Annotated in this window: 22 protein-coding genes, 1 pseudogene and 1 riboswitch; of the genes and pseudogenes, 17 read left to right on the top strand and 6 right to left on the bottom strand. The window is 46.1% G+C overall.

The features are described from left to right. Nucleotides 1-35: 35 nt before the first annotated feature. The 7 genes from E6P06_RS18625 to yegS all read left to right on the top strand — a co-directional run bounded on the left by E6P06_RS18625 (nt 36) and on the right by yegS (nt 5,669). On the top strand, nt 36-551 hold the full coding sequence (locus tag E6P06_RS18625; protein ID WP_016150628.1) for a lipoprotein: 516 nt from the start codon (nt 36-38) through the stop codon (nt 549-551). Between the two features lie 225 nt (nt 552-776). Continuing rightward, the gene (artP, locus tag E6P06_RS18630; protein WP_003027295.1) at nt 777-1,505 is read left to right on the top strand and encodes an arginine ABC transporter ATP-binding protein ArtP; all 729 of its coding nucleotides are present in this window, start codon (nt 777-779) and stop codon (nt 1,503-1,505) included. Between the two features lie 16 nt (nt 1,506-1,521). Further along, nucleotides 1,522-2,253 (top strand): arginine ABC transporter substrate-binding protein ArtI, encoded by a 732-nt coding sequence (gene artI / locus E6P06_RS18635; protein WP_003027298.1) that lies wholly within the window; start codon nt 1,522-1,524, stop codon nt 2,251-2,253. Between the two features lie 6 nt (nt 2,254-2,259). Next, nucleotides 2,260-2,976 carry an arginine ABC transporter permease ArtQ gene (gene artQ, locus E6P06_RS18640; protein WP_003027301.1) on the top strand — a complete coding sequence of 239 codons (717 nt, stop codon included), beginning with the start codon at nt 2,260-2,262 and terminating at the stop codon, nt 2,974-2,976. Continuing rightward, a complete protein-coding gene (artM, locus tag E6P06_RS18645; protein WP_003840185.1) occupies nt 2,976-3,644 on the top strand; it encodes an arginine ABC transporter permease ArtM in 669 nt (222 codons plus the stop codon). The genes artQ and artM overlap by 1 nt, the downstream gene beginning before the upstream one ends. Before the next feature lie 262 nt (nt 3,645-3,906). Then, nucleotides 3,907-4,638, top strand: coding sequence for an arginine ABC transporter substrate-binding protein ArtJ (artJ, locus tag E6P06_RS18650; RefSeq protein WP_054528575.1), 732 nt, complete (start codon nt 3,907-3,909; stop codon nt 4,636-4,638). 131 nt (nt 4,639-4,769) lie between these two features. Then, nucleotides 4,770-5,669 carry a lipid kinase YegS gene (gene yegS / locus E6P06_RS18655; protein ID WP_032949625.1) on the top strand — a complete coding sequence of 300 codons (900 nt, stop codon included), beginning with the start codon at nt 4,770-4,772 and terminating at the stop codon, nt 5,667-5,669. 22 nt (nt 5,670-5,691) lie between these two features. On the opposite strand, the gene fbaB is transcribed toward yegS, so the two are convergent. Beyond that, nucleotides 5,692-6,744 carry a class I fructose-bisphosphate aldolase gene (gene fbaB / locus E6P06_RS18660; protein ID WP_003027312.1) on the bottom strand — a complete coding sequence of 351 codons (1,053 nt, stop codon included), beginning with the start codon at nt 6,742-6,744 and terminating at the stop codon, nt 5,692-5,694. Between the two features lie 252 nt (nt 6,745-6,996). Here fbaB and E6P06_RS18670 point away from each other — a divergent pair, with 252 nt between their 5' ends. Genes E6P06_RS18670 through E6P06_RS18680 form a run of 3 tightly spaced genes read left to right on the top strand, consistent with a single transcriptional unit; the run spans nt 6,997 to nt 10,237 of the window. Beyond that, a complete protein-coding gene (locus E6P06_RS18670) occupies nt 6,997-8,274 on the top strand; it encodes a nucleoside permease (RefSeq protein ID WP_003027315.1) in 1,278 nt (425 codons plus the stop codon). Further along, entirely contained in the window at nt 8,271-9,275 is a 1,005-nt protein-coding gene (locus E6P06_RS18675; protein WP_139935562.1) for an ADP-ribosylglycohydrolase family protein, read from the top strand. The genes E6P06_RS18670 and E6P06_RS18675 overlap by 4 nt, the downstream gene beginning before the upstream one ends. Next, on the top strand, nt 9,272-10,237 hold the full coding sequence (locus E6P06_RS18680; RefSeq protein ID WP_139935563.1) for a PfkB family carbohydrate kinase: 966 nt from the start codon (nt 9,272-9,274) through the stop codon (nt 10,235-10,237). The genes E6P06_RS18675 and E6P06_RS18680 overlap by 4 nt, the downstream gene beginning before the upstream one ends. Here the strand turns inward: E6P06_RS18680 and E6P06_RS18685 are convergent. Genes E6P06_RS18685 through thiM form a run of 3 tightly spaced genes read right to left on the bottom strand, consistent with a single transcriptional unit; the run spans nt 10,211 to nt 12,585 of the window. After that, nucleotides 10,211-10,957 (bottom strand): GntR family transcriptional regulator, encoded by a 747-nt coding sequence (locus E6P06_RS18685; protein WP_003027325.1) that lies wholly within the window; start codon nt 10,955-10,957, stop codon nt 10,211-10,213. The genes E6P06_RS18680 and E6P06_RS18685 overlap by 27 nt on opposite strands. 42 nt (nt 10,958-10,999) lie before the next feature. After that, nucleotides 11,000-11,800 carry a bifunctional hydroxymethylpyrimidine kinase/phosphomethylpyrimidine kinase gene (thiD, locus tag E6P06_RS18690; protein WP_003027328.1) on the bottom strand — a complete coding sequence of 267 codons (801 nt, stop codon included), beginning with the start codon at nt 11,798-11,800 and terminating at the stop codon, nt 11,000-11,002. Nucleotides 11,801-11,802: 2 nt separating this feature from the next. Beyond that, nucleotides 11,803-12,585 carry a hydroxyethylthiazole kinase gene (gene thiM, locus E6P06_RS18695; protein ID WP_046670053.1) on the bottom strand — a complete coding sequence of 261 codons (783 nt, stop codon included), beginning with the start codon at nt 12,583-12,585 and terminating at the stop codon, nt 11,803-11,805. Nucleotides 12,586-12,616: 31 nt separating this feature from the next. Beyond that, nucleotides 12,617-12,713: riboswitch (TPP riboswitch) on the bottom strand. Between the two features lie 421 nt (nt 12,714-13,134). Here thiM and E6P06_RS18700 point away from each other — a divergent pair. The 7 genes and pseudogenes from E6P06_RS18700 to E6P06_RS18730 all read left to right on the top strand — a co-directional run bounded on the left by E6P06_RS18700 (nt 13,135) and on the right by E6P06_RS18730 (nt 20,135). Beyond that, nucleotides 13,135-13,359: a hypothetical protein gene (locus E6P06_RS18700; RefSeq protein WP_114680514.1), complete on the top strand. Its 225-nt coding sequence runs from the start codon at nt 13,135-13,137 to the stop codon at nt 13,357-13,359. Between the two features lie 218 nt (nt 13,360-13,577). Further along, on the top strand, nt 13,578-15,014 hold the full coding sequence (locus E6P06_RS18705) for a DEAD/DEAH box helicase family protein (protein ID WP_139935914.1): 1,437 nt from the start codon (nt 13,578-13,580) through the stop codon (nt 15,012-15,014). 981 nt (nt 15,015-15,995) lie between these two features. Further along, on the top strand, nt 15,996-17,036 hold the full coding sequence (locus tag E6P06_RS18710; protein ID WP_139935564.1) for a hypothetical protein: 1,041 nt from the start codon (nt 15,996-15,998) through the stop codon (nt 17,034-17,036). A gap of 43 nt (nt 17,037-17,079) precedes the next feature. Continuing rightward, on the top strand, nt 17,080-17,436 hold the full coding sequence (locus tag E6P06_RS18715) for a hypothetical protein (RefSeq protein WP_114680515.1): 357 nt from the start codon (nt 17,080-17,082) through the stop codon (nt 17,434-17,436). A 134-nt stretch (nt 17,437-17,570) separates the two neighbouring features. Further along, nucleotides 17,571-18,296: an HNH endonuclease gene (locus E6P06_RS18720; protein ID WP_032181891.1), complete on the top strand. Its 726-nt coding sequence runs from the start codon at nt 17,571-17,573 to the stop codon at nt 18,294-18,296. Nucleotides 18,297-18,298: 2 nt separating this feature from the next. After that, nucleotides 18,299-19,090 carry a hypothetical protein gene (locus E6P06_RS18725; RefSeq protein WP_053069295.1) on the top strand — a complete coding sequence of 264 codons (792 nt, stop codon included), beginning with the start codon at nt 18,299-18,301 and terminating at the stop codon, nt 19,088-19,090. Between the two features lie 470 nt (nt 19,091-19,560). Then, nucleotides 19,561-20,135: pseudogene (locus E6P06_RS18730) on the top strand (recombinase family protein). Between the two features lie 513 nt (nt 20,136-20,648). On the opposite strand, the gene E6P06_RS18735 reads toward E6P06_RS18730, so the two are convergent. Further along, nucleotides 20,649-21,194: a hypothetical protein gene (locus tag E6P06_RS18735; protein WP_114680518.1), complete on the bottom strand. Its 546-nt coding sequence runs from the start codon at nt 21,192-21,194 to the stop codon at nt 20,649-20,651. 203 nt (nt 21,195-21,397) lie between these two features. Continuing rightward, entirely contained in the window at nt 21,398-22,222 is an 825-nt protein-coding gene (locus E6P06_RS18740) for a DUF4238 domain-containing protein (RefSeq protein ID WP_114680519.1), read from the bottom strand. Between the last annotated feature and the right edge of the window lie 85 nt (nt 22,223-22,307).

Below are 22,307 nucleotides of genomic sequence, written 5' to 3' on the forward strand. Positions count from 1 at the left end.
AACACTAATAGTAGAAAGCTAATAAGGAAATCATTATGCGCTACTCGAAACTCTCTCTGCTGGTTCCCTGTGCACTCCTTCTCAGCGCCTGTACGACCGTGACGCCGGTCTATAAAGATAACGGCACGCGTAGCGGTTCATGCGTAGAAGGCGGGCCAGACAGCGTGGCTCAACAATTCTATGATTACCGTATTCAGCATCGAAACAATGATCTTACCCCACTTCGTCCATACCTTAGCGACAACCTGGCTAAACTGCTGACCGACGCCAGCCGCGATAATGCACACCGCGACCTGTTTAACAGCGATCCGTTCTCCAGTCGGGCTACGTTACCGGACAGTGCCAGCGTCGCCAGCGCATCGACTATTCCGAATAGTGATGCACGCAACATTCCGCTACGCGTAGAGCTGAAACAGGGTGACCAGAGCTGGCGTGATGAAGTGCTGATGATCCGCGAAGGCCAGTGCTGGGTCGTTGATGATGTCCGCTATCTGGGCGGCAGCGTACACGCGCCAGCCGGGACGTTGCGCCAGTCTGTCGAAAACCGTTAATCGCGCCATTTACTCGCCCAAATCATAACCCCCATTAATTGTCTGGCATTCTGCATAGAATGCCGACAATTATTCTTGCCCACTGGTGGCCCCGCTATTTTGTGCTATGTTTAGAGAAGAATGCGGTTTGCATTTAACTTTTAACGCATAAATATTGCATAACTATTCTGTCAAAGGTAGTATCTGCGGCTTCAATAGCTATCAGACTGCCAGTATCGAGTGTCAATGAGTATTCAATTAAACGGCATTAACTGCTTCTACGGCGCACATCAGGCGCTGTTCGATATCACGCTGGATTGCCCTCAGGGTGAAACACTGGTGTTACTTGGCCCAAGTGGAGCCGGGAAAAGCTCGCTACTGCGCGTACTCAACCTGCTTGAGATGCCGCGCTCGGGCACGCTCTCTATTGCGGGTAACCGTTTCGACTTCACGAAAACTCCGTCAGATAAAGCCATTCGGGATCTGCGTCAAAACGTCGGCATGGTCTTCCAGCAATATAATCTTTGGCCGCATCTCACGGTGGTGCAGAACCTGATTGAAGCGCCCTGCCGCGTACTGGGTCTGACAAAAGAGCAAGCGATGGCGCGTGCCGAGAAACTGCTGGAACGACTGCGTCTGAAGCCGTACAGCGATCGCTATCCACTGCATCTGTCCGGCGGCCAGCAGCAGCGTGTGGCCATTGCCCGCGCGTTGATGATGGAACCACAGGTGCTGCTGTTTGATGAGCCTACCGCAGCGCTTGACCCGGAAATCACCGCCCAAATCGTCAGCATCATTCGTGAGCTGGCGGAAACCAATATTACTCAGGTGATCGTCACCCACGAAGTGGAAGTTGCTCGTAAAACGGCCAGTCGCGTGGTGTACATGGAAAACGGTCATATCGTCGAGTTTGGGGATGCGAGCTGCTTTGCCAACCCGCAAACCGAAGCGTTTAAAAACTATCTTTCTCACTAAGATTCGGGACAATACAATGAAAAAAGTTCTGATTGCCGCGCTAATCGCAGGTTTTAGCCTTTCCGCTACCGCAGCCCAAACCATTCGTTTCGCCACCGAAGCGTCTTATCCTCCGTTTGAATCGATCGATGCTAACAACAAGATCGTAGGGTTTGACGTTGATCTGGCGAATGCGCTGTGTAAAGAGATTGACGCTACATGTACCTTCACCAATCAGGCCTTCGACAGCCTGATCCCGAGCCTGAAATTCCGTCGTTTTGACGCGGTGATGGCCGGTATGGACATCACGCCTGAGCGTGAAAAACAGGTTCTGTTCACCACCCCTTACTACGACAACTCTGCGCTGTTTGTTGGCCAACAGGGTAAATACACCAGCATTGATCAGTTGAAAGGCAAAAAAGTCGGCGTTCAAAACGGGACGACGCACCAGAAATTCATCATGGATAAACATCCGGAAGTGACTACCGTGCCGTATGACAGCTATCAGAATGCCAAACTCGATCTGCAAAACGGTCGTATTGACGGCGTCTTTGGTGATACCGCAGTAGTAACAGAGTGGCTGAAAGACAATCCAAAACTGGCCGCGGTTGGCGACAAAGTCACGGATAAAGATTACTTCGGTACTGGTCTGGGCATCGCTGTGCGCCAGGGCAATACCGAGCTGCAGCAGAAATTTAACGCTGCGCTGGAAAAAGTGAAGAAAGATGGGACTTACGAGACCATCTACAACAAATGGTTCCAGAAGTAATATTTGATGAATGAATTTTTTCCTTTAGCAAGCGCCGCCGGGATGACCGTCGGCCTTGCCGTTTGTGCGCTGATTATTGGCCTTGCACTCGCCATGTTTTTTGCCGTCTGGGAGTCAGTAAAATGGCGCCCGGTGGCATGGGCTGGCTCGGCCCTGGTCACCATCCTGCGCGGTCTGCCAGAAATTCTGGTGGTTCTGTTTATCTATTTCGGCTCCTCACAACTGCTGCTGACGCTGGCCGATGGCTTTACGATCAATCTCGGGTTTGTACAAATCCCGGTTCAGATGCAGATCGAAAACTTCGACGTCAGCCCGTTCCTGTGCGGTGTCATTGCACTGTCATTGCTGTATGCCGCTTACGCGTCGCAAACGCTGCGTGGCGCGCTGAAGGCCGTGCCACTCGGGCAATGGGAGTCAGGTCAGGCGTTAGGTTTGTCTAAAGCAGCGATCTTCTTTCGTCTGGTGATGCCGCAGATGTGGCGTCATGCCTTACCGGGACTGGGTAACCAGTGGCTGGTATTGCTGAAAGATACCGCGCTGGTCAGCCTTATCAGCGTGAACGATCTGATGCTGCAAACGAAGAGTATTGCCACCCGTACCCAGGAGCCGTTTACCTGGTACATTGTGGCAGCCGCTATTTACCTGGTGATTACGCTGGTGAGTCAGTACATTCTCAAACGCATTGACCTGCGCGCGACACGTTTTGAGCGGAGACCAGGCTGATGCTTGAGTATTTACCTGAATTGTTGAAAGGGCTGCATACAAGCCTGACGCTGACGGTCGCCTCCATCGTGGTTGCTCTGGTACTGGCGCTGATCTTCACCGTCATCCTGACGCTGAAAACGCCGGTACTGGTGTGGCTGGTTCGCGCTTATATCACGCTGTTTACCGGTACACCGCTGCTGGTGCAAATCTTCCTGATCTACTACGGACCAGGACAGTTTCCGGCATTGCAAGAATATCCGGTACTGTGGCATCTGCTCTCTGAACCCTGGTTATGCGCCTTAATTGCGCTGTCGTTAAACAGTGCGGCCTACACTACGCAACTGTTCTACGGCGCTATCCGTGCAATTCCGGAAGGCCAGTGGCAGTCCTGCGGTGCATTGGGGATGAGCAAAAAGGATACGCTGGCGATTCTGTTGCCGTACGCCTTTAAACGCGCCCTCTCCTCATATTCCAACGAAGTGGTGCTGGTATTTAAAAGTACCTCACTGGCTTACACCATCACCCTGATGGAAGTCATGGGTTATAGCCAGCTGCTGTACGGTCGTACTTATGACGTTATGGTATTCGGTGCTGCGGGTGTGATTTACCTGATCGTCAACGGCTTGCTGACACTGATGATGCGCTTAATCGAACGTAAAGCGCTGGCGTTTGAACACCGGAATTAAGCATATGCCTGATGGCGCTACGCTTATCAGGCCTACGGTTCATGCACCTTTTGTAGGCCGGATAAGGTGCTAGCACCACCATCCGGCAAATATGCATAAATTAAAATAATAAAGACGGACAACAACCTAAATTGTCCGTCTTTTTTTATGCCATTAAAAATATTTAATCATTTTTATTGCATATAAATTCATTAAATGGCATTGTTAATCCACGCCGCAGACACGGTAAATAATCATAAGATTGACAGACGGGAGTTCCACCATGAAAAAGTTAGTACTGGTCGCATTACTTGCTACTTTCGCCGCTGGCGCCTCAGCTGCTGATAAAATTAGTTTCGGTGTATCAGCCACGTATCCGCCATTTGAATCACTGGACGCTAGCAATAAAATTGTCGGTTTTGACATCGACCTGGCAACGGCGCTGTGCAAACAAATGCAGGCAGAATGTACTTTCACCAATCACGCTTTCGATAGCCTGATCCCCGCGCTGAAATTCAAGAAATATGATGCGGTTATTTCCGGAATGGATATCACACCTGAGCGTAGCAAGCAGGTTGCATTTACTCAGCCTTACTATGCCAACTCCGCGCTGGTGATTGCGAAAAAAGACACCTATAAAACCTTTGCCGACCTGAAAGGTAAGCGCATCGGTATGGAAAACGGCACCACCCATCAGAAATACCTGCAGGATAAACATCCTGAGGTGAAAACCGTGGCCTACGATAGCTATCAGAATGCGATTATCGACCTGAAAAATGGCCGTATTGATGGCGTATTTGGCGATACTGCTGTGGTTAACGAGTGGCTGAAAACCAACCCGCAGTTAGGCGTAGCCACTGACAAAGTAACCGACCCGCAATACTTCGGTACTGGCCTTGGCATCGCGGTTCGCCCGGATAACAAAGCCCTGCTGGAAAAACTGAACAGCGCGCTGGCGGCAATCAAAGCTGACGGCACGTACCAGAAAATCAGCGATCAGTGGTTCCCGCAGTAACGTCTGCCCAATCTGAAAAGCCGCGCTCTGCGGCTTTTTTTATCTCTTCGCCTGCGCTTTCAGTCAGTTCTTACGCCATAAACACTTTCCTGGCATACACTTGTTAAAACGAAAAAAAGTGAGGCAAACGGATGATAGCGTTCCCTGCCAGTTTACTGATCCTCAATGGAAAAAGTGCTGATAATCTCCCCCTGCGTGATGCCATTGCGAAGCTTCGCGATGAAGGCGTGGAAATCCATGTTCGCGTGACCTGGGAAAAAGGCGATGCCCAACGCTACGTTGATGAAGCTCGTCAGCTAGGCGTTGAAACGGTGATTGCCGGCGGCGGCGACGGCACCATCAACGAAGTTTCGACGGCGCTGATCCAGTCGCAGGGCGACAATATTCCGGCGCTGGGTATTTTACCGTTGGGAACGGCAAATGATTTTGCCACCAGCGTGGGGATACCCGACGACCTTGATAAGGCGTTAAAGCTGGCTATCGCCGCAAATGCGACAGCGATCGATATGGTGCAGGTCAATGATAAAACCTGTTTTATCAACATGGCGACCGGCGGCTTCGGCACACGTATCACTACCGAAACGCCGGAAAAACTCAAAGCTGCGTTGGGTGGCGTATCATACTTTATCCACGGATTAATGCGCATGGATACGCTCAAACCCGACGTCTGCGATATTCGTGGGGAAGATTTTCACTGGCAGGGTAAGGCGCTGGTGATTGGTATCGGTAATGGTCGTCAGGCTGGTGGCGGGCAACAGCTTTGCCCAACGGCGCTGATCAACGATGGTCTGTTGCAACTGCGCATTTTTACCGGCGAAGAACTGTTGCCAGGGCTGCTTTCGGCGTTAACGCAATCCGAAAACAACCCTAACATCATCGAGGGCGCATCATCGTGGTTTGATATCCGCGCCCCACACGAAATTACCTTTAATCTTGACGGCGAACCGCTCAGCGGACAGGAGTTTCATATTGAAATCCTGCCTGAGGCGTTACGTTGCAGACTGCCGCCGGGTTGTCCACTGTTGCGCTAACACAACGACACCCCGGCTGTAATCAGGCGATGGTAACTTTGCTGTCCAGATAAACATCCTGCACGGCGTTAATCAGCTTAACGCCGTCGGCCATGGTTTTCTTGAATGCTTTGCGTCCAAGAATCAGCCCCATGCCGCCTGCTCGTTTGTTAATCACCGCCGTACGGACCGCATCACTGAGATCGGTTTCGCCGCCAGCCGCGCCGCCGGAGTTAATTAACCCGGCGCGCCCCATATAACAGTTCGCCAGTTGATAACGCACCAGGTCAATTGGATTCTCGCTGGTCAACTTGGTGTAGACGCGATCGTCGGTGTAGCCAAAATTAACCGCTTTATACCCACCGTTATTTTCCGCCATTTTCTGCTTAACGATATCCGCCCCGATAGTAGCCGCCAAATGGTTAGCCTGTCCGGTAAGATCGGCAGAAACATGGTAATCCACGCCATCTTTTTTAAACGCGGAGTTACGCAGATACGCCCACAACACGGTAACCATACCCAGCTCATGGGCGCGCTCAAACGCGGCCGAAATCTCCTCAATCTGGCGACGGGACTCTTCTGAACCGAAATAGATGGTTGCCCCTACCGCAACCGCGCCCATATTGAACGCCTGCTCTACGCTGGCATACAGCGTCTGGTCGAACGTATTCGGATAGCTCAGCGTTTCGTTGTGGTTAATTTTAACGAGGAACGGAATGCGGTGCGCATAGCGACGGGAGACAGAAGCCAGCACGCCATAGGTCGATGCCACGCAGTTACACCCTGCTTCGATAGCCAGCTCCACAATATTCTTCGGATCAAAGTACAGCGGGTTAGCCGCAAACGATGCGCCAGCGGAGTGCTCTACCCCCTGGTCCACCGGTAGAATCGACAGATACCCTGTCCCGGCCAGTCGACCCGTGTTATACAGCGTCTGCATGTTACGCAGCACGGCAGGCGGCCGATTGTTATCCACCATCACACGGTCGACGTAATCATGTCCAGGCAGGTAAAGTTGATCAGAAGGAATGGTCATACAACGATGCTGTAAAAGGTTGTCGGCGTCTTTGCCAAGCAACTGCGCAATATCAGTCATAGCTATGCTCCCGTAATTTCCGATTTGAAACCGGAATGTGGATTGTCCTGACCCGCCTTTTTGCGGGCAGCATTAAGCCTGGTACCGACTGCGTATTTTTTCCATCTTTAGCGCACTTTTCAGCAACTTCTGCTGGCTCGATTCAGGAAGAAATAATGTTAAGGCGGTCAAATTTAGACCACAAAGGTATTTTAAAGGTATTACCTAATAGTACTATCAATGCGTACCTTACCTGTCATGAAGGATTTAAAGATGAAAACTACAGTTAAGCTGTCGTTCATGATGTTTGTAGAGTGGTTTATCTGGGGCGCCTGGTTTGTACCGCTGTGGCTGTGGCTGAGTAAAAGCGGCTTTAGCGCCGGGGAGATCGGCTGGTCCTACGCTTGTACCGCGATTGCCGCGATCCTGTCGCCCATTCTGGTCGGTTCAATCACTGACCGCTTTTTCTCCGCGCAAAAAGTGCTGGCGGTGTTGATGTTCGTCGGCGCTATTCTGATGTACTTCGCCGCCCAGCAAACAACCTTCAGCGGATTCTTCCCGCTGTTACTGGCCTATTCGTTGACCTATATGCCGACGATTGCGCTGACTAACAGTATTGCTTTTGCCAACGTACCGGACGTTGAGCGTGATTTCCCGCGCATCCGAGTGATGGGAACCATCGGCTGGATTGCCTCTGGTTTGGCCTGTGGTTTCTTACCGCAAATGCTTGGCTATAGCGACATTTCACCCACCAATATTCCCCTGCTGATCACTGCCGGAAGCTCTGCACTGTTGGGCGTCTTTGCGTTCTTCTTACCGGATACGCCACCAAAAAGTACCGGTAAAATGGATTTCAAAGTCATGCTGGGTCTGGATGCGCTGATCCTGCTGCGCGATAAAAATTTCCTCGTCTTTTTCTTTTGTTCTTTCCTGTTTGCGATGCCACTGGCGTTCTATTACATCTTCGCCAACGGCTACCTGACAGAAGTCGGAATGAAAAACGCCACCGGTTGGATGACGCTGGGCCAGTTCTCTGAAATCTTCTTTATGCTGGCACTACCGTTTTTCACCAAACGCTTTGGCATTAAAAAGGTATTATTGCTTGGTCTTATTACTGCGGCGATCCGCTACGGATTTTTCGTTTACGGTGGTGCGGAAGAATATTTCACTTACGCCCTGCTGTTTCTCGGCATTCTGCTGCACGGTGTCAGTTACGACTTCTATTACGTCACGGCCTACATCTATGTCGATAAAAAAGCGCCGGTTCACATGCGCACCGCAGCGCAAGGGCTTATCACCCTCTGCTGTCAGGGATTCGGCAGCCTGCTCGGTTACCGTCTGGGCGGCGTGATGATGGAAAAAATGTTTGCTTACCAGGAACCGGTTAATGGTCTCACCTTTAACTGGGCTGGCATGTGGGGATTTGGCGCGGTCATGATTGCCGTCATTGCCGTGATGTTTATGATTTTCTTTCGCGAATCTGACAAAGAAATCACCGCCATTAAGGTGGACGATCGCGATGTAGCGTTGAAACAAGGGGAAGTAAAATGAAAGCAGAACGTATTCTCGGTGCTTTTTATGGGCAGGCGTTAGGGGATGCGATGGGCATGCCGTCGGAACTGTGGCCAAGAACCCGGGTTAAAGCCCATTTCGGTTGGATCGACAGTTTTTTGCCTGGTCCGGCGGAAAATAATGCTGCCTGCTACTTTAACCAGGCAGAGTTTACTGATGACACGTCTATGGCGCTGTGTCTGGCAGATGCCCTGCTTGAGTGCGACGGAGAGATTGTACCCGACGTTATTGGTCGCAATATTCTGGCCTGGGCAGAGCGTTTTGATGCCTTTAATAAAAACGTGCTCGGCCCGACCTCAAAAATTGCGCTCAAAGCCATTCGCGACGGCAAACCTGTCGCCGAACTGGAGAATAATGGCGTGACCAACGGTGCGGCAATGCGCGTTTCGCCACTGGGATGCCTGCTACCCGCTCGCAATCTTGATGCCTTTATCGATGATGTGGCACTGGCCTCCAGCCCGACGCATAAATCGGATCTGGCTATCGCGGGAGCCGTTGTCGTCGCGTGGGCGGTATCGCGCGCCATCGACGGAGGAACATGGTCAGAGATTGTTGATGCGCTGCCTGCCATTGCCCTGCATGCGCAGCAAAAACGAATCACCACCTTTAGCGCCTCTCTCTCTGCACGCCTTGAGATGGCGCTGAAAATCGTCCGTAATGCCGACGGCATTGAGTCTGCCAGCGAACAGCTGTATCAGGTGGTGGGAGCCGGAACCAGTACGATTGAGTCCGTGCCTTGCGCCATCGCGATGGTCGAACTGGCGCAGACCGATCCCAACCGCTGCGCCATTCTGTGCGCGAACCTCGGCGGCGATACCGATACCATCGGAGCGATGGCTACCGCCATTTGTGGCGCGCTGCACGGCGTCGGCGCGATTGACCCGGCATTGAAGCAGGAGTTGGATGCGGTTAATCAGCTGGACTTTACCCGCTACGCCAACGGGTTAATACGACTGCGTGAGCAGCGGGAGGCGCTATGAGCAATACGCATCTGCAACAACTTCTCTCGCAGTTACGTACACAGCGGCCAGTAACGGTGGTGGGTGCAGCGGTGATTGATGTCATTGCCGATGCGTATGCCCTTCCCTGGCGAGGCTGTGACATCGAACTCAAACAGCAAGGCGTGAACGTTGGCGGCTGCGCGCTCAATATTGCCGTAGCGCTCAAGCGTTTAGGTATCGACGCCAGTAATGCGTTACCGCTGGGTCAGGGGGTGTGGGCCGACATTATCCGCAATCGGATGGCAAAAGAGGGGCTGTACAGCCTGATCGACAACGCTGAAGGCGATAACGGCTGGTGCCTGGCGCTGGTGGAACCGGATGGCGAACGTACCTTTATGTCCTTTAGCGGCGTTGAGAATCAGTGGAATGCCGCCTGGCTGGCACAGCTGGATATCCCGCGTCATAGCCTGGTGTATCTCTCGGGTTATCAGCTAGCGTCCCCGTGCGGTGAATTGCTGGTGCAGTGGCTGGAAGGTCTGGAAGAGGTGACACCGTTTATCGATTTTGGTCCGCGCATCGGCGACATTCCCGAGCCCTTACTGGTACGAATTATGGCCTGCCGTCCGCTGGTGTCACTTAATCGTCAGGAGGCGGAAATTGCTGCCGAGCGATTTGCATTGAGTCAGGATGTGGAAGGTTTTGGCGCAGAATGGGTGCAGCGTTTCACCGCACCGGTGGTCGTGCGTCACGATAAAGACGGCGCATGGTATTTCAGCGCACAGACATACGGCTGCGTACCGGCATTTGCAACGGCGGTCATTGATACTATCGGCGCAGGAGACAGCCATGCCGGCGGCATGCTGGCCGGACTAGCGTCTGGCTGGACCCTGGCCGACTCAGTGCTGTTAGGTAACGCGGTGGCGTCCTGGGTAGTTGGGCATCGTGGCGGCGATTGCGCCCCATCACGCGAGGCGCTACTCCTCGCACACAAAAACGTATAGATCGCTACGACAGTAACTGATGCTGTATTCAATAGGCCGTTGCTGCTGGTCAAGCGCTACCTGCTTGATCACCAGTACCGGCACTTTACTATCCATTTGAATGTGCGCCTGGAACTCTGCATCCGGCATTCTGGCGCTAACGCGTGAGCGCGTACGCTGTGGGAAAATATGCTGGCTACGAAAATAGTCATACAGAGAAACACCAATGGCATCCACATCATGAATTAGATGTGCGGGTACCCAAGACTCTTCAATAGATACTGCGTCTTCGTCAACGTAACGAATGCGTTTGAGCAGAAAGACATCACTTCCTGTGACAACTGCCAACTGCTGTGCCACCTCTTCCGGGCAAGGTACAATTCTTTTGTTAACCCACAACGTATCCGGTTTTTTACCGCGCAACACCACCTGCTGAGAAAAACCGCGCGCTTCTTTGAGCGAATACTCGAAGATATTGTTGATTTGCGTTCCGTAACCGCGGGCACGTGTTACTACACCCTCTTCTTCCAGGGCCTGCATCGCCTTGCGTACCGTAATCCGAGAAACGCCGGTCAACTGGCTGAGGTCGCGCTCGCCGGGTAGGATATTGCCGTGCTCCAGGATCCCACTGCGCACAGCATTCTTCACCGTCTGCGCAAATTTCATATACAGCGGCGTGTTATCCGCCGCTGAAATACGTTCATTCAGTTGTGCGATAAGCTGGGTATGCGCTTGTTCCATTTATCTTTTCCCTGGCCGCCGTTTCTGCAGCCAGTATACCCATTACCACCACGCGTGAAAATGATGCACCGGACCAATTCCCTCGCCAACTTCCAGCGTGTCTGCCTGTGCCAGCGCCGCTGAAAGCCACAGTTTGGCTTCCTGTACGGTATCGGCCCAGTTGTTATGGCGCGGACGCAGGGCTGCCAACGCCGCCGATAGCGTACAGCCGGTGCCATGGGTATTTTTGGTCATCACCCTCGGCGCGGTAAAACGCTGCTCGCCTTCGCGAGTAAAGAGCCAGTCGGGGCTTTGCGCGTCATCCAGATGACCGCCCTTCATCAACACCGCCTCGCAACCCAGCGCCCGTAGCGCTCTTCCCTGCTCTAACATCTCCTGCTCAGTCTGCGCATGCGATGCCCCGAGCAGTGCAGCAGCTTCGGGTAAATTAGGGGTGATAATCGAAACCTGTGGCAGCAAACGGGTACGCAGCGTTTCTACCGCCGAGGGTGACAGCAACGGATCGCCGCTTTTTGCCAACATCACCGTGTCCAGCACCACATTTTGTACCCGATGGCGACGCAAACGTTCGGCGACCGCTTCAACAATATCCGTCTCCGCCAACATACCAATTTTTGTGGTGTCGATACGCACATCACTCAACACAGAGTCCAGCTGCGCAGCGACAAAGTCAGGTTCAATACGATACACCGACTGCACCCCGCGCGTATTTTGCGCCACCAACGCCGTAATAACGGAACAGCCGTATGCGCCCAGCGCCGAGAAGGTTTTTAAATCGGCCTGAATACCCGCGCCACCGCTTGGATCGGTTCCGGCGATCGTTAATGCGTTAATCCGTTTCATGCTTACTCCTGGGCGTTCAGGTTATAGAGGGCGTCGAGAAATGCCGGGACAAAGCTGCCCGGTCCGTTTGATTGCTCGGTGGCGATTTGCCCGGCCTGTTTCATCCAGCTACAGGCGGAGGCGACGTTATCAAGTCGGTCACCACGCAAGGCACAACTGGCTGCAACAACCGCTGATAGCGCGCATCCGGTGCCCACCACGCAAGTCATTAACGGGTCGCCGCCGTCCACGCCAACGGTACGCTGACCATCGGTGACGTAATCCACTTCGCCGGTAACCACGACAATGGTCCCAATCTGACGAGCCAGCGCCTGCGCTGCCGGAAGCGCAGCGACAGCTGTATCGGTTGTATCCACGCCGCGTCCCCCACCGTTCATGCCGGCGAGAGCAAGTATTTCCGAAGCGTTGCCACGAATAGCAGCAGGCTGTAGCGACAGTAAATCCAGACAAAAGCGGCGGCGAAACTCAAGCGCGCCTACGGCAACGGGATCGAGCGTCCACGGGGTTTTAGCATGATAAGCCCGCTCAACGGCGGCGCGCATCGCCGTGGCCCGCTCCTGAGTTAAGGTGCCGACATTAACCAGCAATGCACTGGCAATAGCGGCGAATTGGCTGGCTTCTTCAGGTTCGATCACCATCGCTGGCGATGCGCCCAGTGCCAGTAATGTATTGGCAGTAAAGCTTTGCACGACCTCATTGGTCATACAGTGTGTGAGCGGGGATAGGGTTCTAAATTGGTGCAAAGTGTGAGCCGCGAGCGCGCGGCTGTGCAGGTCAGGCTGCATGGTTCAGCTCCTGCCCGCGCGAAGAAGGGACACGGGCAGTGTCAGACTTCCCTACGCTGGCATTATCCAGATCAGGTGGTACGGGTATTTCTCAGCCTTCACCAGGAAGGGCACCCCGAGTCGTTTGGTTACATTTCTCTTAATTTTTGTCAGCTTAGGTTAAGTTGCTCGCCGATGCAAGTTTACCCGTGGTGACGTCACTTATACACGCTGTACCCCACCGAGTACCCCATTTTGTACCTCATACTAATTAAGGAATAGCTCCCAACTTCATTTTGAAACACCAATAGTTGCTCGATTTATTTGGAACCAAGAATCCAACATTGTAATGTTTAAAAACAACTGTATCTGATGGGGAAAATATACACCAGTATAGTTTGGAGAACTTTTTATATATAGCAAGGCAACGGATGTGATAAGTGTTTTATAAAAGCATTTATCTTTACTCTATTTCATTGACAGAAAATGAAACGAATTAATTCTATGTGCTACAATGTGTAGTGCAGAAAAAAACCTGTGTTAACAACAAAAAAATAAAAGGTGGTTTATATGAAAATGAAAGAATATTATGAAGAGATTTCTCTATTAAAATTTAAAGAATTAGAAGATGAACATGATTATATGGTAGCCATAGGTGATTTCCTAACAGAGTTATCAAACATAGCCGATCATTGTGAAAGGAATAAGTCACAAATTAACAAAGAGCAGAACAAGCAATACAAACCCTCTTATCAACAGGCCACATCTCAATCATTAAATACCTCAGCCTGCTAATTTTTGCATAGAAGATAGCGAAGTGAAATTTACGATGCTTTCGAAAATAATTACGAAACTGACTGTAGCTTTTGAGGCGGTAAAACGGCTTATTTCACTTGTTTATACACATTCTCTTGCAGTTGTCGCAACTCAAAAATACTAATAACTAAAACAACGAAAGGCCAGACACTGGAATGGCTGACCTTTCTACATTAATCAATATGGAGCGTGTACAAATGATTAATCCCACACCTATTTATAATAAATTTAAGTATGTCTCCGCCCCTTGTGGTTCAGGTAAAACTACTGCTATATGCAATATAATCAATAACAGTACTGAAAAATATATTTTAGTACAGAACACTCAAGAACTTATTAAGCAGACAGCAAAGCAAATCAATAATTGCGAGTATATAATTACAGATACAGTACCAAAAGATGAAAGTGTTATTAGTTCAGTTATTAACTTTTTTTCATCTGGTAGTAATAAAACATTACTCATAACAGATAAAACGTTTTTCAAAATTCCTCCTGAATTGTTATCTGACTGTAATATTTATATTGACGACGTTACTAATTTTCACTCTTTTCAGAATATTAATGAGGGTGATACTAATATAAAAAATGCAATTCTTAATTCATTAATACACAATGTACTGACATTAGATGATAAAAATATGTATATTGCGGCAGAAAGAAAACCAGAAATACAAGGGGAAGTACTGAAGAATATTTTGAACCAGCTACCAGCAATTAACGAAAATGATATGTTCATCATGAATAATGAGTACTTTACCGATGCGAAAAAGGAACAGCTTAATATTACCGCATGGAAAGATCTCAGTAAGTACAAAGACGTATCAATCACCTTTCTCGGAGCTAATTTCGAAAATTCATTGATCTATAAAGGCAATAAAGAACTCTTTGAAAGTACTGAACTTGGAGGATTACTGACACGAAAAACAGCTCTCAAAGACAGATTAAAGGTTTATTACTTCTCAAAAAATCAAAAACTATCGAAGACATGGAAGACTAATAACCCTGATAAAGTACAAAAAATATACTCATTTATTGATGAGAAACTTGAGGGGCAGGATTTCTACTGGACGAAGAACAAAAGCGATTCTCAGAGCCTTAAGAACGGCACAGAGATAAGCCCGGATGCCAGAGGATTTAACCAGTACCAACACTTGCTCACGTGCGTCTGGCTCGCTTGTATGCGTCCCTCTGAAACAGAGGCTAAACAGTGCGAATTGTTCTTTGAGATTGACGGCGAGGCGATACATGTTGCGAGGGAGTACGAAAGTTTACACCAGTTCGTACTACGAGGAATTTCAAGGGATTTTGACAGTACTGAAACACAGAGTGTTTATGTTTTTGATGAATGGCAAGCCAGATCTCTTACAGATAATATTGAGTATATAGATATCGGTATTGATGATGATGAGCAGAGGCAGAGAGGCAGGCCACAAGGTTCAAAGAATAAGCAAAAGCGTTTCACCCTTAATGATAAGCACGCTAAGCGTTTTCGCCGCTGGAAAGGCCACAACCCAGGGCTTGAGTTAGAAGCGTTCAAGGTGTTTCTTGACAGTGGTGATACACCTCTCACTCCCGAAGAGCAAAAAGCTATGTGGAACAAATACGAAAAGGAAGTACAAAAAAGCAAAAGATGATGTCCATAACACCATCATAAAAATACATAAATGTCCGAAAAATAATACCTTAAAATATTATAGGTAATAAATTTCGGACATAACAACGAGCGAAAGCGAATTAACTACCTGAAAGTAGGAGCGGCGAAGCAAGCGAACTGTTTCGGGTAGTTAGTGAGAGTGCTCACGCAGTGAGTACTTGATAGCTATCCCATTGTTTACATAGATAAAACAATTAAACAGTACCCGCTTTGCGTGTACTGTTCGCTGGATTAGGTTCTACTGCTTCGTTCCTTTCAGTCACTGGCAGAGCGAACCAATCGCGTTTTTCTGTTCTGTCATTCAGTACATAACTGATTGCTATTTAATTACTTATTATACTACTGATTCCTTTGTGTACTTAGTGGGGGATCTGCGGTTTCAGTTACTGGAAAAGCACTATCAGTACTGACCAGAGCGAAGCGACCCCGATCCGATCTGTCCCCCTTCATGATGGTGTTTCGGACAAAACGCACAGGAAGCCCCTGAATGCGATGTTCATTACTGACACACATGAATGACCAAAACCCTACAAAACGCCGTAGCTACGCTTTAAGAGCGTTTGCGTGATGGTATCGCTAATACTCCCTGTATTGAAATCAGATACATAACCCCTTTCATGGATGACGAATCCTCTTGATCGATTTTACCTATTGATTTGTATTGAATTAATAGCTATTGATAGATTATAGCGATCAATAAGTTATTAATCGATCGTTTTTATCGATCAATTATTGATATGCGTGCTACTCTTGAGCACCTGAACACGGACGGCTTTAAGTCCGTACTTTTGACCTGAGAGAAGATAATGGGAGTGACAAAACAGTGAGAGTGGTACAACTGCTAATCTATAAATTTTGGGGGATTCCTTTTTAAGGGATCTACCTAAAGGCAAACGAATTATTGTCGATAATACAAATAGAACGAACCATCGATTTGGAAAATTATTAAAGGATAATTGCGGTGAGTAAATATTTAAAAATAGGAATTTATGGCATTTGGGGAGTGTTTTTATTCCTTGCGTCAATGGAGAAATTTGGTGATCTTTTCGCAGTCGGTACAGGCTTCTGGTCGGTAATCATGCTTTCCGTCGCTGGATTGTGCCAGCTACTGGCAAGTACTGCCGCGATAGGCTGGGCTGTTTTGGGTTATGGTACGCTTAAAGCGAAGTTCTTACCCTATAAACTCGTTAATAATTATACGGTTCCTGTAGTGATCATTGTGCTTGCATTCGTGGCAAGTTCTGCCCGATCCTCAAGCGATGAAGCCAGAGCACAAAAACTTGGTTTTAAAGATAGTAAAGAGTTTTCTATCGCTCGTGAAAATCACATTACAAATACTGATGACTACGCGAAATTTGTAGAAGAACAACGAGTTAAAGCGGCGGAAAAGAAGGTTCAAGATGCGTTAGTAGCAGCTGAGAAAGCTAATCAGGATATAGTAAAGAAATACATTTCAATATTTGATGAGGATAAAAGAGAACAAGCTAAAAAAACGATTAGCAGAGATTTAGAAGAAAATTCAGTATTAACAGAGTCAATACTTACTGAAATTAAATCCTACCCCAATAACTCAGTTGATAGAACAGTAGGACAACGCACATACTTAGATATTGGCGTTAGTATGAAAGAATACATGTCAGCTATCGAGCAATCTAATTGTAGGCAAAGGCTTAACAATTCTTTATTTCCTTTAAATGAATGGAACAAATCTCAATTTAATTTATTGAACGAAAGATTTAATGCTATGAGAAATGGAGTTGATATGGATAAGATTCAGCTTGGCAAAGAATTGCAATACGAAAGAGATAAAATCACCATGCAGTACTTTTATGAAAAAATTAAATATCAAAAATCATTTAATGAGTGTGTTTTCAGTCTGTTGTCTTCTATACCCAATCGTCTTTCAAGACCTGATGCCAGACCAGCTCCCGTAACTGATTATATTCCTGAAGGTATTAAATGCATGAGAAAACCCGAAGGAAATATAAAATCGTGTTATTAAGCCCATTTAAATATAATGTACTGTTCTTTAATAAGGAATTAAAGTGAAAAAGACTTCTGTTGCAATGCTGTTATTGTTGAGTACTTCCTTTCATTTACAGGCTGCTGTACCTGATGGAAAAACAGTAACCCCCTTTGCTATTGATAATGAGGTTATTTGTTTGAAAGAAATTCAGAAACAAATGACGCCTTTCCTTAAACAGTTTGAACAGGAAAACGGTGTTAAGTACAAATTCAATGTTAAATCTGGTTTATCGTACAAGGATACTGTAGGGCTACGGTTACAGATCAACCGTGTGGATTCGGGGTTGAATGACAGGGTCGCCGATCTTGATTACTACTGGCTACAGGAGCGGGGAAGTATGTGCCAGCCAGCGTATATGGTACTTGATCGTTCTTAGTGAATACGGTGTTAAACAAGGCCGTGAAAGCGGCCTTTCAGCACAAGAAATGCTCGCAGTATTACAGAAAAAGACTCATACTTCTCCAATAACATAAGATATTTTTATATCGCGATATGCACGAAGGATTAGATATGAACCGGAAGCAATTCATCCAGTCACTCGGGGCTACTTGCAATAACTGGACTTGGAGTTGGTCGTTTGTTAATCATGAAAAGAAAATGGTCATTTTTGGGTCATGGGATGTTGAGAGTGATCAAGAGAGGTCTGTTATTCTCCGGGAGCGTTGGGAGTACAACTCAAATAACAAAAGGCAACCGGGCTATACACAGGCATTGGAGCACATCCGCTTAGCTCATGAAGGCTATGAATTGTTCACCTTCAACATGGTTTTCTCTGAACATCCAGATAACCCTGAAGTCGCAGTAATCAAAGATTTTGAGCGAAAATTGAACAAGCGTTATCTACGAAAAGAAGGGGAAATATGGTACGCAGATTTTATGCCTAATCCATTCCCTGATGAAATCCCTTCAGGAGAGTGTTTTGTTGAAGGTGCGAAAACGCAGGTAACAGTCAACTACTACGAGCGTGATCCCAAAGCTCGCCATGCTTGCATCCAGCATCACGGCACAACCTGTAAATGTTGCGGGTTTGACTTTGAGAAGGTCTATGGTGAACATGGTCGAGGATTCATTCATGTGCACCACATAAAGCCCTTGCATACGATTGGTGAAAATTACGTTGTCGATCCAGTGACTGACATGATTCCCCTTTGCCCAAACTGCCACGCAATGGTTCATCGTGGTAGTGAAACACTGAAAGTTGAAGAACTGAAAAAGAAAATGAGATTCTGGAGTTAGTAATGGATTTATCGCAATTGAGTTGCGTTGAGTTGATGCAACTAAATCAACTGACACTTGACGAGCTGGAACGAAGAGATGTGATCAGAACTCGTAACAATCCTGTCTGTGAGTACACCGAATGGCTGGTTGCTGAGAAAATGCAGATGGAGTTAGCTCCTCCGAGCACTAAAGGGTACGATGCAACAACTTCAGAAGGTCGAAAAATACAGATTAAATCCAGGAAAAATAACCTCAGGAATAAATCATTAGTACTTGGAATTATCAGGAATTATGAACTTAATCAGTTCAATGAACTCATCGCCGTAATATACAATCATGATTTCTCAATTCGTTACGCTATTTCCATACCACATGAATTAGTGAAGGAATATGGATTTTATAATAAACATCAAAATGGCTATACTTTAAGAATAAGCAATTTATTACTAAAAGACCCACGCGTAACAGACCTCATTGAGTTTTTTGAACCAGACACAGCACGTTCAAGTAAAGAGAACACGGTAAAACCAGATTCAAACATTATCCGTGATGTACAAACAATAGGAATGCAGACTTTTATTGAATACTATCAATGTGTTGAAAGTGGAATGGATGCAACCAATCTTGTTAAGAAAATGGTGACTGAACATCCAGAATGGAAGGAAAGTACTGCAAGAACAAAGGCATCTTCAATGCGACGAGTATTTAAAAATGATAGTAACATTGAAGCACTTAAAATCATCTATGAGTCAAATCACTCAGCAATTACTGATGAGATTAAGAGTAAACTGAGTACACTTTGGAGTAAATGAACAAAGTTTGACTTATATTTTGACATAACAAGTGAATAAAACTGGATTTCCATGACGGATTCGTGCCGCACGTCAATCGCTTTTTCGTCCTCGCTAAAAGTACTGGCCTTTAGGTCGCAAAATAATTAAAAGCCAGACCTCCCGATTTTTGGCAAAAAATCTAAAGGGATCGTTTACTCAGATAAAAGTACAGTTAGAATTTTTCTGCACGATTTAAAATCTCGCTCGTCTGATCAGGTTCAACCCCGCCGACCAAATGCTGTGTACTCAGAACTCAGTACTCAGTACTGAACTTTTCACTAACCCTACATTGACTAAAAAACGAACGATCGAAAATCTCTTTTGGGTACTCCCCAACGATACTCCGTTTTCCTGCATCGCCAAGTATCATTTAGATGTTTATTGCACTTAAATGATACTGTATCCTTCAGTTAATTCAAATGATACTTTCAGAGAGCGAGGGCAAGGAAATGATTTTTGGTTATGCTCGTGTTTCCGACCGGAGCCAGAATCTTGATCGCCAATTGGCAGTACTGGAACCTGTTTGCAATAAAATAGTGACAGAGAAAGAATCTGGCAAGTCCACCAGCGATAGACCTGAATTGTTGAATCTGCTTTCACACCTCCGCGAAGGTGACACTCTCGTCGCCCACAGCATTGACCGCCTGGCACGCAATACTCGCGATTTGCTGGAAATGATTGATAACCTGGTTGCTCGTGGGATCACTGTTCAGTTCCTTGCTAACTCAATGAGCTTTGATAACTCGCCACAATCACGCCTTATCCTAACCATGATGGGAGCCGTTGCAGAGTTTGAGCGAGGAATGATCGCTTCACGCCGCAACGAGGGGATCGCCCTTGCCAAAGAAGCCCGGAAGTACAAGGGCAAGCAAAAGAACCAAGAACTACATAAGAAAATTATTGATATGTTGCAGGCAGGGAAGATACACCTGATGAAATCGCGAAACTATGCGATTGCGGCAGGGCTACAGTATTTCGCGTAAAAAAAGAAATGCTCGCTGGTATTAGCGTCATTGAACGCTGATATAGTGGATGGAGGTAAAGAATAAAAGCTTACCATTTTGTAATGTTCGAATCCTCCCGATATCCTTGGTGAGGCTGTTAATAATGTGACATAACTGGCACTTTCTTAAAGGTGATTGCTCAGCCGAGCATCGGACTTGATATAAAATGAGACATCACCATCCGCCCTTACTGGATCGTCATACTCCATTTTTTAGCATACCTATCGCTATATAAATAATTTTTCGCACTGATTTTCTCGGTGAATTTCCCTCAAAAAAGATCTCTGTATTAGCTAATTTACTCGCTATGCATTGTTGCGGGAGAGAATATATAATTAACTCTATTATGAAGAGTCGAAATTCCAAAGATAGATATAGTTGATTATAAACCCACCCCATTTATGATAATGTCTTTTGTTTCCAGTAACTACTTTTTGGTATTTCCATAGAGGAAATAACTTATAAATTTACTTTAGCAATTTTAGATATATGACCTTTATCGTTCAAAAAAAAATGGATATATTCCAATTTAATTACTGTGAACGTGAAAGAAACCTACTCATAGTTTCCTGTATGGTCTGCGACTGAACACAATATTGACGTAGCAATCTCCTTCTATTGTCTAAACTGACCACATCAAAGCCTTTAGCTTTGATAGCTTCATCAATTGAATGAGAGAAGTCTTTGAAATTCAATACATTACTATAGTACATCATTACAAACTTAAGATCTTCAGATGAAAGAAACATAAATTTATCCAATAATGTCGTATAAACATCAGTCTTAATAGAATATGCAGATGTAATTATAAATTCGGCTTCATCCTCATTGATTTCATCAAGTTTAAAACATCTCTGATAATCTCTAAACTTGATGTACTCATCGCTCATAGGAAGCATTGAAATCATATTCCTTTGGGCTTCTGCACCTATTAAATATAGCAACCTATTATTCTGTTCTATTTGCGTTTTATATTCATGATAGTTCTGATAAAAAATACCAGAAATAAAAATTACAAGTGTTATTGTATTAGTCCATATCACAGAGGAATAAAGTAATCTCTTATTTTTCTTTGCCATTACAACTCTCTCTTTAACTATAATATAATGTCATTATAATTTTAACTTTATTAACATTCAACAAAAATCATTTGAATTATCATTTTAGAACGCACACTTAATATTATAATTAATTGAAGTCATGCCTACTTAGTTATTTTTATGGAATTCACATAACCTATTCACTTTGAACGCATCATGCCTGAAAAAGATTAATCCAATTACTAAAATGGATACTTTACAACATTTTCATTCTCATCAAGAAGAAAAAAGTGTTCGTTATTAGAAAAACATCTCTCATTTGAAGAATTCATAATCATTGTATTTAAATCGGCAATTTCTTTTTGCGTAGCATTATGGACTGGCATTAATTTCATTTCTTTACTTCCAAATAAAAATGTATTCTTATTCAAAGGTGCCAATATCATTGTTCCTTTAGTAGCTAACCCAAATACTTCACGTGTATTATGCGTTAAAAAAAGTGGGGCATCACTGGTGATAGTATTAATTCCATCTGGTGACTTAATAAGAGAATAATTAAACATAGGGAAATAGCCTGCGGCAATTTCAGTTTGTTTAAGTTCGTACTCTATGATGTCATCTATATTGTAGTTCGCTACAGAGACATCTAATTTAACTCCTCTTTGCGTAAGGTCTTTTTTCATTGACTCTATTATTTTTTGTTCTTGTTTTAAAGGTGTTTCGATATTATTTCTATGCTGTGGGGTTCTCAAAAATAAAGATGATAACAACCAGATTAAACCTTCATCTTTGGAGTTAATTTCTTTGACCATATCTATAGTCTCTAAAAACTCACCAATACGTGGTTCGACCGTATTACCATACCATTCTTCAATAAATAATGGTCGCGTATTCTCTTCTAATTTATAATAATTATTGCTTACACAGGCATCATTAGGATTTGTACCATGTTTGAACCCAGGCTTATTTTTTGGAAACGCCCAAAATAAAGATGTTCTTTTCCCCTCATTGGTAAATCCTTTCAAATAACACGCTGGTACATAATGGTGTTTCTTAGATTGACTCATACAACTGAACTCCTTGTATAATATTTTTACCGAAAGTTAGATTTATTTTAAAACACGATAAAATGCAGCTTATTCATGCTACATA

The organism is Citrobacter sp. CF971 (genome assembly GCF_006385635.1).
In the GTDB taxonomy this organism is placed as follows: domain Bacteria; phylum Pseudomonadota; class Gammaproteobacteria; order Enterobacterales; family Enterobacteriaceae; genus Citrobacter; species Citrobacter freundii.